Origin of the sequence: Streptomyces sp. NPDC014733, from assembly GCF_043083385.1 — a bacterium.
Taxonomy (GTDB): Bacteria; Actinomycetota; Actinomycetes; order Streptomycetales; family Streptomycetaceae; genus Streptomyces.
The window spans coordinates 218795-230845 of sequence record NZ_JBIBYO010000011.1; the positions used below are offsets into that span (position 1 = coordinate 218795).

12 protein-coding genes are annotated in these 12051 nt (G+C 74.8%); 2 read left to right on the forward strand and 10 right to left on the reverse strand.

What is annotated here, in order from left to right; translation table 11 throughout:
• Positions 1 to 105: 105 nt before the first annotated feature.
• Positions 106 to 1956 carry an ATP-dependent zinc metalloprotease FtsH gene (ftsH, locus tag ACF1BH_RS23800; protein WP_391645353.1) on the forward strand — a complete coding sequence of 617 codons (1851 nt, stop codon included), beginning with the start codon at positions 106 to 108 and terminating at the stop codon, positions 1954 to 1956.
• On the opposite strand, the gene ACF1BH_RS23805 is transcribed toward ftsH, so the two are convergent.
• The 7 genes from ACF1BH_RS23805 to ACF1BH_RS23835 form a co-directional block, all read right to left on the reverse strand.
• Entirely contained in the window at positions 1935 to 4262 is a 2328-nt protein-coding gene (locus ACF1BH_RS23805; RefSeq protein ID WP_391645325.1) for a heavy metal translocating P-type ATPase, read from the reverse strand. The two genes, ftsH and ACF1BH_RS23805, sit on opposite strands and share 22 nt — an antisense overlap.
• Positions 4259 to 4507 carry a hypothetical protein gene (locus ACF1BH_RS23810; protein ID WP_391645327.1) on the reverse strand — a complete coding sequence of 83 codons (249 nt, stop codon included), beginning with the start codon at positions 4505 to 4507 and terminating at the stop codon, positions 4259 to 4261. Before ACF1BH_RS23810 ends, ACF1BH_RS23805 begins: the two co-directional genes overlap by 4 nt.
• Before the next feature lie 151 nt (positions 4508 to 4658).
• Positions 4659 to 6026 carry a Ni/Fe hydrogenase subunit alpha gene (locus tag ACF1BH_RS23815; protein WP_391645329.1) on the reverse strand — a complete coding sequence of 456 codons (1368 nt, stop codon included), beginning with the start codon at positions 6024 to 6026 and terminating at the stop codon, positions 4659 to 4661.
• Complete coding sequence (locus ACF1BH_RS23820) at positions 6023 to 6832, reverse strand: oxidoreductase (protein ID WP_391645331.1); 810 nt, start codon at positions 6830 to 6832, stop codon at positions 6023 to 6025. Before ACF1BH_RS23820 ends, ACF1BH_RS23815 begins: the two co-directional genes overlap by 4 nt.
• Position 6833: 1 nt before the next feature.
• Positions 6834 to 7676, reverse strand: a complete 843-nt coding sequence (locus ACF1BH_RS23825) for an FAD/NAD(P)-binding protein (RefSeq protein WP_391645333.1) — start codon at positions 7674 to 7676, stop codon at positions 6834 to 6836.
• Entirely contained in the window at positions 7673 to 8161 is a 489-nt protein-coding gene (locus ACF1BH_RS23830; RefSeq protein ID WP_391645335.1) for a cyclic nucleotide-binding domain-containing protein, read from the reverse strand. Before ACF1BH_RS23830 ends, ACF1BH_RS23825 begins: the two co-directional genes overlap by 4 nt.
• A complete protein-coding gene (locus ACF1BH_RS23835) occupies positions 8158 to 9321 on the reverse strand; it encodes a 4Fe-4S dicluster domain-containing protein (RefSeq protein WP_391645336.1) in 1164 nt (387 codons plus the stop codon). Before ACF1BH_RS23835 ends, ACF1BH_RS23830 begins: the two co-directional genes overlap by 4 nt.
• Before the next feature lie 199 nt (positions 9322 to 9520).
• Between ACF1BH_RS23835 and ACF1BH_RS23840 the strand changes: the two genes are divergently transcribed.
• Entirely contained in the window at positions 9521 to 10033 is a 513-nt protein-coding gene (locus ACF1BH_RS23840) for a hydrogenase maturation protease (protein ID WP_391645337.1), read from the forward strand.
• Positions 10034 to 10311: 278 nt separating this feature from the next.
• Here ACF1BH_RS23840 and ACF1BH_RS23845 read toward each other — a convergent pair whose 3' ends face one another.
• The 3 genes from ACF1BH_RS23845 to ACF1BH_RS23855 form a co-directional block, all read right to left on the reverse strand.
• Entirely contained in the window at positions 10312 to 10512 is a 201-nt protein-coding gene (locus ACF1BH_RS23845) for a hypothetical protein (protein ID WP_391645338.1), read from the reverse strand.
• Positions 10513 to 10702: 190 nt separating this feature from the next.
• Positions 10703 to 11029, reverse strand: coding sequence for a plasmid stabilization protein (locus ACF1BH_RS23850; protein ID WP_391645339.1), 327 nt, complete (start codon positions 11027 to 11029; stop codon positions 10703 to 10705).
• Between the two features lie 50 nt (positions 11030 to 11079).
• Positions 11080 to 11637: a hemerythrin domain-containing protein gene (locus ACF1BH_RS23855; protein ID WP_391645341.1), complete on the reverse strand. Its 558-nt coding sequence runs from the start codon at positions 11635 to 11637 to the stop codon at positions 11080 to 11082.
• Positions 11638 to 12051: the final 414 nt, after the last annotated feature.

A 12051-nucleotide genomic window follows, 5' to 3' on the forward strand; every position in this document is an offset into this window, starting at 1 on the left:
CGAGATCAGGAGACGAGCGCGATGACCAGGAAGGCACAACCGCCCCCGCGGGGGGACCGGCCCACTCCTGGCGCGCCGGCGCCGCCGCCGCGGTGGCGGCACCTGATGTGGCCGGTGGCCGTCGCCCTGTCGGTCCTCCTGTGGGTGGTCCTGTGGATGGTCGTACCCCGGACGCACCAGCCCGCCGAACCGGCGAAGGTGAACCTGTCGTACTCGCAGTTCCTCGCCGACGCCGACGCCCACCGGATCAAGGACGTCACGCTGCAGAACAGCGGCCGGGCCGATGGCACGCTGACCGACGGGCACCGGTACACCACCACCGTCCCCGTCCAGTTGGCCGGCCCCGGACTGCTGAACCGGTTGCAGGCCGACAAGGTGACCGTCCGGGCCACCGCCCCGTCCTCGTCGTCGACGTCGGCCGGGTCACAGCTGGTGTCCTGGATCGTGATCCTGGCGCCGTTCCTCTTCGTCGTCTGGTTCCTGCGGCGCATCTCCCTCGGCGCCGCGGGCCAGGCACAGGGCGCGATGGGGGTGGGCAAGTCCAAGGCGAAGCTGTTCGACGCCGAACGCCCGCACACCACGTTCACCGACATCGCCGGCTACGAGGGCGCCAAGGGCGAGATCACCGAGGTGGTGGACTTCCTGCGCCGGCCGGAGCGTTACCGCAGGGCCGGGGCGATGACGCCGCGCGGGGTGCTGATGGTCGGGCCGCCGGGGACCGGCAAGACGCTGCTGGCCCGGGCGGTCGCCGGGGAGGCGGCCGTGCCGTTCCTGTCGGTGGCCGGTTCCAGCTTCGTGGAGATGTTCGTCGGCGTCGGCGCGGCCCGGGTACGGGACCTCTTCGCCGAGGCCCGCAAGCGTGCGCCCGCGATCGTGTTCGTCGACGAGATCGACGCCTTGGGCGGACGACGGACCGGGACGGGGGCGGCGGTCTCCAACGACGAGCGGGAGCAGACGCTCAACCAGCTGCTGTCGGAGATGGACGGCTTCGAGGCGGCCGAAGGCATCGTCGTGCTGGCTGCCACCAACCGGCCGGAGGTCCTCGATCCGGCGCTGCTGCGGCCGGGCCGCTTCGACCGGCAGGTCGTCATCCCGTTGCCCACCCTGGCCGAGCGGGCCGCGATCCTGGCCGTGCACTGCCGCACCAAACACCTCGACCCGGACGCGGACCTGGATGTGGTGGCCCGCGGCACCCCGGGCTTCTCCGGGGCGGACCTGGCGAACCTCGCCAACGAGGCCGCCATCGTGGCCGTCCGTGAGGACCGGGAGGTCCTCACCGCCGGAGACTTCGACGCCGCCCGCGACCGGATCCTGCTGGGGCGCCGGGAGGGCTCCAACGTCCTGCTGCCCGAGGAGAAGCACGCGGTGGCCGTCCACGAGGCCGGGCACGCCCTCGTCGCCGCCCTGTCACCGCACGCCGACCCGGTGGCCAAGGTGACGATCCTGCCCGCCGGACAGACCCTGGGCGTCACCGAACAGCTCCCGTCGGTGGAACGCCATCTGTACGGGGAGGACTACCTCCACGAGACCCTCACCGTCCGGCTGGGCGGGCGGGCCGCGGAGCTGGTCGAGTTCGGCCAGGGCTCCACCGGCGCCGCCGACGACCTGGCCGGCGCCACCGAGCTGGCCACCAAGATGGTCCGCGAGTTCGGGCTGTCGCCCGCGCTCGGCCCGGTCGGCTACCCGCAGGGCGGCTCGGTGTTCCTCGGCGCCGGCGGTGGGCCCGGCCTGTCCTCCCGCCCGTTCGCCGAGGCCACCCAGGCTGCCATCGACGCCGAGGTCGCGCGGTTGCTCGCGGAGGCCGAAGGCCGGGCCTCCCGGCTGCTGAGAGACCATCACGAGCAGCTGCGGCAGCTGGCCGCGCTCCTGGTGGAGCACGAGACCGTCGACGGTTCGGCCGTCCACCGCATCCTCGGCACACCCGCACCGCCCGGTCACGGGGCGAGGGAGAAGTAGTTCTCCTCCTCCTGGGCGAAGTGCAGGCGCAGGACGGTGTGGAGGCCGTACAGGCAGGAGCGCAGGTCGTCGAGTTGCTCGGCGGAGAGGCCCCCGTCGGCGTGGGCCAGTTCCAGATGGGTGGCGATGCGGCGGGAGAGGCGTTCGATCTCGGTGTGGGCCCGGCTCATGGTGGCGGTGGCCTCGGGGCCGCCGAGGGTCGGTGCGAGCGCGGGGTAGAGCTCGTGCTCCTCCGCGTACTCGTGCGGCAGCAGCCGCTCCGTCAGCAGCCGGTGGGTCTCCTCCACCGCCCCCAGGGCGGTCGGGCCGGGGCTGTCGGAGAGGCGGTCGGCGGCGTCACGCACGGAGACGACGACGTCCTGGAGATCGTCGTGCTCGGCGGCGAAGCGGCGGATGAGCGCTTCGGCGGCGGGGGAGAGGGCCGGCCGTGCGGCCTGGCCGACACGCAGGGCGCGCAGGGCGTTGAGGATGACGGCGATGTCGATGCCCTCCTGGAGCAGCGCACCGGCGGCGGGCGGGAGCTGCCCGAAGGCGGCGGCGACCATGGCGGCCAGGGACATCAGCATGCCGCCGAGGGCGCTCTGCACGGCGATGCGGCGGGCCCGCTGGGCGAGGGTGACGGCGTCGGCCAGACGGTCGACGCGGTCGGCGGTCAGCACGATGTCGGCGGCCTCGGAGGAGGCGGTGGAGCCGCGGGCGCCCATGGCGACGCCGATGTCGGCGGCGGCGAGCGCGGGGGCGTCGTTGACGCCGTCGCCGACCATCACGGTGACCGCGTGCGCGCGTTCGGCGCGTACGGCGGCGACCTTGTCGGCCGGGGTGAGTTCGGCACGTACGCCGTCGAGGCCGAGGACGGCGGCGACCTCGTGCGCGGGCGCGGCGCGGTCGCCGGTGAGCATCAGCAGCCTGTCGATGCCCGCCGACCGCAGATGACGCAGGGTGCGCGGGGCGTCGTGGCGGAGGGGGTCGCGCAGCAGGACGGCGCCGGTCGGCACTCCGTCGACGGTGAGCCAGGCGATGGCGGCGCCGTCCAGCAGGGCGCGGTTGTCGACCGCCTTCGCCCAGGCGGGCCGGGGCGTGCCGGCGTCGATCTGGCCGACGGAGATCCGGCGCCCGTCCACGGTTCCGGTGGCCCCCCGGCCGTGCTCCTCGGTGACGTCCGTCGGGAGGGAGAGCGCCAGTCCGCGGCTCCGGGCTGCCTCGACGACGGCCCGGGCGAGGACGTGCGGCGAGTACTGGTCGGCCGAGGCCGCCAGGCGGAGCACTTCGGCGGGCTTGACGCCGGGTGCGGCGATCACGTCGAGAAGGTGGGGGCGGCCGCGGGTGAGGGTGCCGGTCTTGTCCAGGAGAAGGGTGCGGGCCCGGCCGAGGTTCTCCAGCGCCCCGCCGTCGCGGATGACGACGCCCAGGCGGGAGGCGCGCGAGAGGCCGGAGATGATGGCGACCGGGGCGGCCAGCAGCAGCGGGCAGGGCGTGGCGACCACCAGGACGGCGACCGCGCGGACCGCGTCCCCGCTGATCAGCCAGGCCAGCCCGGCCACCACGAGGGCCAGGGGCAGGAACCACGCCGCGTACCGGTCGGCCAGCCGCACGACGGGCGCGGACTCCGCACCGGCCTGCTGGGCCAGCCGTACGATCCCGGCGTAGGTGCTGTCCTGCTCGGTGGCGGTGGCGCGCAGTTCGAAGGCGCCCGCGGCGTTGACCACGCCGCTGCGCACCGGCTCGCCCGGCGCCCGCTCGACCTGGAGCGGCTCACCGGTGAGCACCGACTCGTCGAGGGAGGCGGCGCTCTCCGCCCGGCCGTCGACGGGCACGACCTCGCCGGGACCGACGACGAGCAGATCGCCGACGGCCACCTCCGCCAGCGGCACCGTCGTCACCCCGGCGCCGGTGCGACGCCGGGCCGAGCGCGGTGCGCGCTCCAGCAGGGCGTGCAGGTCGTGGGAGGCGCGCCGCTGGGCCGCGGCCTCCAGCGTGCGGCCGGTGGCGAGCATCAGCGCGATCAGCGCGCCGGCGAGGTACTCGTGGACGGCCAGGGTGCCGCCGAGCGCGAGCACGGCGACCAGGTCGACGCCCGTCCGGCCGTGCCGCAGGGCGCCGATCATCCACCCGACGGCGGGGACGACCGCGGCCAGGGTGCCGAGCCCCCAGAAGAGGTCGGCACGGTCGCGGGCCTCCATGAACCAGGCGATGCCGCCGAGGGCCAGCGCCGCCGCGGTGACGGCCAGGAGAACGGGTTCGAGCCGCGGTGACACCAGCGCCGCGGCCAGCCGGCGCAGCCGGGCGGTGAACGTGCTTCGGGTCATGGCGCACCTCGGCTCGGTACGGCGCGGGCACCGGCCGGCGGACCGTCACGGCCGGCCGGCCGGCGAGCCGCGCGGTGCTCGGCGCAGCCGTCGCGTACCGGCCGGAGGGCGGCGGCGTGCCGCGCCTCGTCCTCGGCGGTGTGGCGGCAGCGGTCGGCGGCGGTGTCACCGGCGGCGGTCGCCCGTCCGGCGCACCGCGGGACGGCGGTCGCCTCGGAGCGCTCCCCGGCGATCACCTTGTTCACATTCTCCCTCGCGGCGCGCACCGGCCCCCGCGGTGCCTTCCCCCGGGCGGGCCGGTGCGGGACGCCCCGGCTGCCGCGCAGGGGCCGCGACGAGCCCGTACGCGGCGCGGGCCGGGCGGTGACGGCCGGGGCGGGTGCCGGCGGCATCTCGTCAGCCACGCTCGACGGTCAGATCGAGGAAATGGGCGGAGCAGGAGATGCAGGGATCGTGGTTGCGGATGGCGCGTTCGCACAGGGTGGTCAGCTCGGCGTCGGTCGCCCCGCCGGCGTCCAGGCGTTCCTGCACCAGGCGGCGCAGATCCTCCTCGACGGCTCCTTGGTTCTGCGCGGTCGGCGGCACCAGGACCGCGTCGGTGAGCGTGCCGTGCGCGTCGAGGGTGTAGCGGTGGTACAGCAGCCCGCGCGGCGCCTCCGTGGCCCCGTGGCCGGTGGCGGCACGCGGGGGCACCTCCACATGGGGCCGGGGCGGCGGGGTGTAGGCGTCGATGAGGCGCAGCGCCTCGTCGACCGCGTGGAGCACCTCGACGGCGCGGACGACGATGCTGCGGAACGGATTGCGGCACACCGCACCGCGGCGTGCGTCGCCCAGCCCGGCGTCCCGCGCCGCCTGAAGGGCGATCGGGGACAGCCACCGTCCGCTGATCGCGTAGCGGGCGAGTGACCCCGTCAGATGGCGGCGCCCGTCCAGCACGGAGTGGAGAGCGGTGGAGTACGGCACCTGCGTCTCGACGACGTGGTCGCCGAAGCGGCCGACGGGGAAGGTGCGGGTGGGCAGCGCCCGGGCGGAATCGGCGGGCAGCCCCGCCTCGCTCGGCGCGCCCATCACGGTCGGGGTGCCCGACGCGATGGCGTAGGAGCCGGGTTCGGCCAGGGCGAGCAGCTGGTGGTCGCACCCGGCGTCGGGGAACTCGAAGCCCGCCACCCAGCGCACCGTCTCGGCGGCGTCGTCGCGGGCCCGCCGCAGCCGTTCGGCCAGTGGCCGCAGCTCGGAGACGGCCGGGGCGCGGTGGAAACCGCCGAGGCGGACGTTGACCGGGTGGATGGCGCGGCCGCCGAGCAGTTCGAGGATGGCGTTTCCGGCCTGTTTGAGCCGCAGCCCCCGTTCGACGTGGGACCGGTGGGTGCGGGCGAGGCCGATCGCGCCGTCCGCCCCGAGGAAGTCGGGCGCGTGCAGCAGGTAGATGTGCAGGCTCTGACTCTCGATCCACTCACCGCAGTACAGCAGCCGGCGCAGCGCCTCGATCTGCCCGTCGACGACCACACCGCAGGCGTCCTCGACGGCGCGGCAGGCGCTCATCTGGTACGCGACCGGGCAGATCCCGCACACCCGTGAGGTGATGTCGGGCGGTTCGGTGTACGAACGGCCGCGCAGGAACGCCTCGAAGAACCGCGGGGGTTCGTAGATCCGCAGCTGGGCCCGGTCGACTCTGCCGTCGTGTACGCGCAGGTGGAGCGCGCCCTCGCCCTCGACGCGGGCGAGGGAGCCGACCCGCAGCACCCGGGATTCGCGGTGGCTCACCCCTGCTCCTCCTTCCGGGCGGCCGCGTCGAACTCGGGGGCGGCGGTGTTGAAGGTGCGCAGCACCCGCACCATGTCGAGGGTGTCCATGCCGTCGCGGCGCAGCAGGGGGAGGAACGCGTCGAAGTCCGTCGAGTTGGACGGCCCGAAGCAGCCGTAGCAGCCCCGCCCGTAGGCCGGGCAGAGCGCGCCGCACCCGGCATGGGTGACCGGACCCAGACAGGGAGTGCCGTGCGCGACGGTCACGCACACGGTGCCGCGCCGTTTGCACTCGAAGCACACACTGTGCGCGGGCACGTCGGGTGTGCGGCCGGCCAGGTAGGCGGTGATGACCTCGATGAGCTGGCCCCGGTCGATGGGGCAGCCGCGCAGCTCGAAGTCGACGGGGACATGGGCGCTGATGGGGGTGGAGGTGGCGAGCGTGGCGATGTAGTCCGGGCGGGCGTAGACCACGGCGGCGAACTCCGCGACATCCGCGTGGTTGCGCAGCGCCTGGACGCCGCCCGCCGTGGCGCAGGCGCCGATGGTCACCAGCCGGCGGGAGGCCGCGCGGACGTGCCGGATCCGCTCGGCGTCCGCCTCGGTGGTGACCGAACCCTCGACCAGGGACAGGTCGTACGGGCCGGGGCCGGGCGCGCTCGACGCCTCCAGGAAGTAGGAGACCTGGACCCGCTCGGCGATGCCGAGCAGTTCGTCCTCGCAGTCCAGCAGGGTCAGTTGGCAGCCGTCGCAGGAGGCGAACTTCCACACCGCGAGCGTCGGACGTCCGGCGCCGGTGCCGGGGGCGGTTGCGGGGGCGGCGGGCATGTCACAGCTCCGGGACCGTGAGAAGGGGTTCGGCGCGGCTCCAGGGCACCACGGGGCCGTCGCGGCACAGCAGCAGCGGGCCCAGCTGGCAGTGGCCGCAGTGCCCGGTGCCGCAGTGCATGGTGCGCTCCAGCGAGACCCGGACCCGGTACGGGTCCAGCCCGCGGTGCACCAGGTCGCGGGCGACGTGACGGATCATCACCTCCGGTCCGCAGAGGAACGCCGCCGCCTCCTCCGCGTCGAAGGACGCCCGTTCCAGCAGGGCGGTCACCACACCGACGTCCCCCTGCCACTCCTCGTCGGGCCGGTCCACCGTGACCAGCACCCGGGCGCCGGCCGACCGCCACGCCGCGAGGTCCGCCCGGTAGAGCAGATCGGCCGGGGTGCGCGCGCCGATCAGCACATGGAGGCGTCCGAACCGGCCCGGCCCTGCCAGCGCCTCGGCCACCAACGGCCGCAGCGGCGCGAGCCCGAGGCCGCCGGCGATCACCAGCAGATCGCGCCCGGCGGCGGCCGGCAGGTCCCAGCCGACGCCGAAGGGGCCGCGCACACCGACCGTCGCACCGGGCCGCAGGCCGTGCAGCGCGCCGGAGACCGCGCCGACGGCCCGGACGGTGTGGAGCAGCCGCACCCCGTCGATGCCGCACACGGACACCGGGATGTCGCCGACGCCGAACGCGTACACCATGGCGAACTGCCCCGCGGCGAACGGCGGCAGCGCCTCGGCCACCGGCTCCAGCACCAGCGTGGCGGCTCCGGGAGTCCCGTCCGTGCGCGCCGCCACCCGGTAGGGCACCGGGGGCGCGTCCGGGCGCACGCCCACGGCCGGTGCGGCGGCGGTCATGCCACCTCACCGCCGCCGGTGGCTGCGCCGGGATCCGGGGCGCCCGGACCGTACAGATCGAGCAGCCGGATACGGCAGGCCCGCAGCCGCCGTCCGATCGCCACCGACGCCACACACCGGGTGACCGCCAGGCCGAACGACGGATCCTCGTCGATGGCGGCACGGACCCGGCGGGCGTCGAACTCGTAGGCCCGCACCGGCTCGCGGGTCCGCGCTCCCAGGTGCCAGCGGTACGGCTCGAACAGCCAGGACCAGCCGAGGAGATCGCCGCGGCCGAGGGTTTCCACGACGACCGGGCCCCGGTCCGGGAAGCGCGCGTCGAGGGCGACCCGCCCGTCGCGCAGAACCCAGAACCGGTCGGCCGCGCCCGCCTCGTCGAACAGCCGGGAGCCGGCGGGGAAGGACACCTCGCGCGCGAGGGAGAGCAGCCGGGCGCGGTGAGCGGCCGGCAGGGCGCCGAGAAAGTCGTGCCGGGCCGTCGTCACGACGGGGTCTCCTCGTGCGCGAGCGCGGCCCGGCGTTCCCGGTCCAGCGCGTGGGCCTCCTCGGTGATGTCGATGCCGACCGGACACCACACGATGCACCGCCCGCAGCCGACACACCCGGAGCTGCCGAACTGGTCGTACCAGGTGCCGAGTTTGTGGGTGGCCCACTGCCGGTACCGGCTGCGCTGCGAGGCGCGGACCGGCCCGCCCGGCAGATGACTGAACTCCAGGTCGAAGCAGGACTCCCAGCGCCGCCACCGCTCGGCGTGGTCTCCGGTCAGGTCGGTGACGTCCTCGGCGCTGGTGCAGAAACACGTGGGACACACCATCGTGCAGTTCCCGCAGGTCAGGCAGCGCGACGCGACGTCGTCCCACCGCTCGGCCCACAAGGTCTCGCGCATCAGGTCGCGCAGGTCCACCGCCGGCATGGTGCGCCCCATCCGCTCCGCCGCCCGGGCCACCCCGTCCCGCGCCGCCGCCCGGGTGGCGTGGTCCGCCGGCCGGTGCGGAACCTCGGCCAGCACCGACGCGCCCTCCTCGCTGCCGGCCCTGATCCAGAAGCGGTGACCTTCCTCGTCGAGCACCTCGGTCATCGCCAGGTCGTACCCGGGGCCCGCGGCCGGACCGCTGTCCATCGACACACAGAAGCAGGTGGCGCCCGGCTCCGTGCACTCGACCGCCACCAGGAAGGCCCGCTCACGCCGCGCGCGGTAGCGGCTGTCGGCGTGCGGACCGCCGGTGAGCACCCGGTCCTGCACCGCGATGGCCCGCAGATCGCACGGCCGCACCCCGAGGAACGCGTACGCCGGTGGCGTCGCGGAGTCCTCCCGCACCACCAGCTCGCCACCGGGCCCCCGCTCGGCCGTCCACTGCCGCTCCCGCTGCGGATGGAGAAAGGTCTTCCAGGACTGCGGACCGGCGCTGTGCGCGAACACCGCCCCGTCCGGCCGGGGGCGCAGCCGGTAGTGCCCCGCCTCCAGCTCCACGCCCCAGCCGTAGGGCAGCTCCCGGCCACCGCCGATCTCGTCCAGCACGATCGCCCCGTCGCGGACGGTGGGCCCGATGACCGTCCGCCCGCGCCCCGACAGGACGGCGATCAGGGCGTCCAGGCCGTCCTTGTCGATCACCGCAGCAGTGCCGCCGTCAGTGCCGCCGTCCACGCTCACCCACCACATTCCGCGCCGCTGAACATTGCGGCCAGTATGGGAGGAGGACGACGGCTCCCGGCCGAGGCGGCGCCGCGGCGTGCCGGGCGACCGCCGACCGGCTCCCTCCGCCTGATCCGAGTGGCGCAACCTCCTGCTCCACCGGGGCTGCGGAGCGGTACGGGAGCGCCGGGAGCGGGCAGGCCGCCACAGCGTGAGCCACCAGCAGCGGATCGCGGTCATCGGGGTGGGCAACGACTACCGTCACGACGACGGTGTGGGCTGGGCGGTCGTGGCCCGGCTGACCGAACGCGCACGCCACCACCCGCTTCCTGCGGGCACCCGGCTGCGGGTGTGCGACGGCGAACCCGCGCGCCTGCTCTCCCTGTGGGAAGGCACCCACCTCGCCGTCGTGGTGGACTGCGCCCACGCCGACCCGCCCCACCCCGGCCGCATCCACCGCCTGGCACTCGACGACGGCCGCCCGGTGCCGGAACGCCCCGGCGCCACCAGCTCTCACGGCCTCGGGCTCGGCAGCGCCGCGGAACTCGCCCGTGCCCTGGACCGCCTGCCGGGCCGGTTGATCGTCTACGCGGTCGAGGCGGCCGACAGCAGCCTGGGGCCCGGCCTGTCGGCGCCGGTGGCGGCCACCGTCGAACCGCTGGCCGAGCGGATCGCGCACGACATCGCCGACCACCTCGGAGCCACGGCTGCCGGCACCTGGTGAGCGGGCAGGCGGGGAACGCCTCGGGAACCTCCGCGCCGGGGCGATGGTTCATCACGTCCCGTTCAGCCGCATCCGGACGCCCGGAGGTCACGGGACGGAAAACGGGCTCCGCCCGCCCGCGTCCGGCAACCCCGATCGTCCCTACCGGTCCGCACTCCGTGGACAGCGGCCGTCTTCCGGCGGGGGCCGGTCGGCCCGGCACGCGGCCGGGCCGACCCATGGCACCTCGACGCTCAGGCCGGCCGCGCGCTGCTCAGGAACCGCCCACAGCCGGGCCCTCAGGCGGACAGAGCCCGGGGGAAGCGCCCGTGCGCGTGGCCCTCGGGCCCCGCCGCGTTCCCCGCCACACGCACCGGGCCGAAGCCGAAGTCGCGCCGGAGCTGCTCCAGTTCACTTTCCGCAGTGGCCTTCACCTTGCCCGGAACATCCCCGAGCTCCTCGATCAGGCCCTCGTATATCGGAGTGTTGCTCCCGCTCACGTGTTCCTCACATCTGGCGTTGCGCGTGCAATTGCTTGTCTACGACGGTGCGCAGAAGCTAGGAGTGTACGGGGTGCCGGCTGCCGGGGCGCACCGCTCCCGGCAGGCGATACGGGCACCGGGAGGGCGGCTACGGCACGACGGAGCGGCAGCTGCCGCTCCGCCACCGCGGCCGGGGCCCGGGCAGGGGCTACTTGCCGACGGCCTTGCGTAGTTCGTCCTTGTTCATGTGGGAGCGTCCTTCGACGTTCTTGCGTTTCGCCTCTTCGTAGAGCTGGTCGCGGGTGGGGCCCTGCGGGCCTTTGTGGGAGCGTTCGCCGCCGCGCTGTGGCGCGGACTTGGGGTCGCGGGTGGAGACCTTGCTCGCGGACTTGGCCTCGCCGGAGCGGGCGCGTTCCTTGTTGACGGTGCGGGCGGCGATCTCCTTGGCCCGGCGCGTCGAGGTGCCGCGCTCCTCGGCCTGCTCCTTGATGTGCTCGTACTGCCGCTCACGCTTGCGGCTGGATCCTGCGGGCATGTCTCCTCCTCCTTCTCCTCCGGCGGCCGGCGGGCCGCGGTCGTGGCGGTTCAGGCGCCGCGCCTCGTGACCAGGTCCCGGGCGCGGTCGACGAGACCGAGTCCGGGAGCCAGGAGCTTGTTGGCGGGCGGGGTGCTGGGGGCACCGGGGTGCGGCCGGGTGGGCGCGGTCTTCTTCGCCTCGCGGACCTTCTCGCCCAGGCTCTCCAGGATGTAGGGGTGGGTGGCGTCCTGCAGCCGGACGAAGAGGTTGTCCTCCTCGTCCCGGACGTGGGCGGTGTCCTCTGTCCGCAGGGTGGCGACGAGACGGTCGAAGCCCTCGTCGTCGGGTGCTTTGCCCTCCAGCGCCTTCAGCAGTTCCTCGACGCGGGCGTGGTCGGCGATCTCCTTGTCCGCCAGCGCGTCACCGCCCTCGACGTGTTCGCGGACAGCCGGGTACAGGTGCTCCTCCTCCGCGACGGAGTGGCGCACCAGCTCGATGGTGAGGGTGTCGGCGAGTTCCCGACGGCGTTCGCTGCCGCTCGGCGCCGCGGCGAACTGGTCGAAGAGCTCGTCCACCTCGCGGTGATCGGTCGTCAGCTCCCTGATGATGTCTCCGCCGTGGGACACGGCCATCACTCCTTCGCAGGCGCGGATGGGTGCGGATCTGGCACGGTGCGCGGCGCGGTGGCGTCCGCGCATCCCCGAGCGGGACGGGCCCCTCTCTCACTGTGCGGCATACGGCGGGCAGGCGCGACGGGGCCCGGCGGGGGCACCGGCGCCGGGGCGGAGCCCGCGGTGGACGTCGGCCGACGGCCGCACGGGGCACCCGGCGTCCGCGGGCCGCCCGGCCCCGGTTGCCGGGCCCCGGAAAGGCGTCGACAGTGGAGGGGCCGGGCCGGTGCGGCGCGGAGACGCCGGCACCGGGCCCGCACCGCGGGCGGCACGGAAGGAATCTCAATGATCGTGTCAAGCCGCCTGCGTGACTGGCGGGGCGGAGGTGAACAGCCTCTTGTCACGCAGCATCGCCCAGAGCACGTCGAC

Coding starts and splice junctions, on each gene's coding strand:
- ACF1BH_RS23825 (WP_391645333.1), bottom strand. CDS start 7,676: ATGACCGCCGCCGCACCGGCCGTGGGCGTGCGCCCGGACGCGCCCCCG.
- ACF1BH_RS23820 (WP_391645331.1), bottom strand. CDS start 6,832: ATGCCCGCCGCCCCCGCAACCGCCCCCGGCACCGGCGCCGGACGTCCG.
- ftsH (WP_391645353.1), top strand. CDS start 106: ATGTGGCCGGTGGCCGTCGCCCTGTCGGTCCTCCTGTGGGTGGTCCTG.
- ACF1BH_RS23850 (WP_391645339.1), bottom strand. CDS start 11,029: ATGCCCGCAGGATCCAGCCGCAAGCGTGAGCGGCAGTACGAGCACATC.
- ACF1BH_RS23805 (WP_391645325.1), bottom strand. CDS start 4,262: ATGACCCGAAGCACGTTCACCGCCCGGCTGCGCCGGCTGGCCGCGGCG.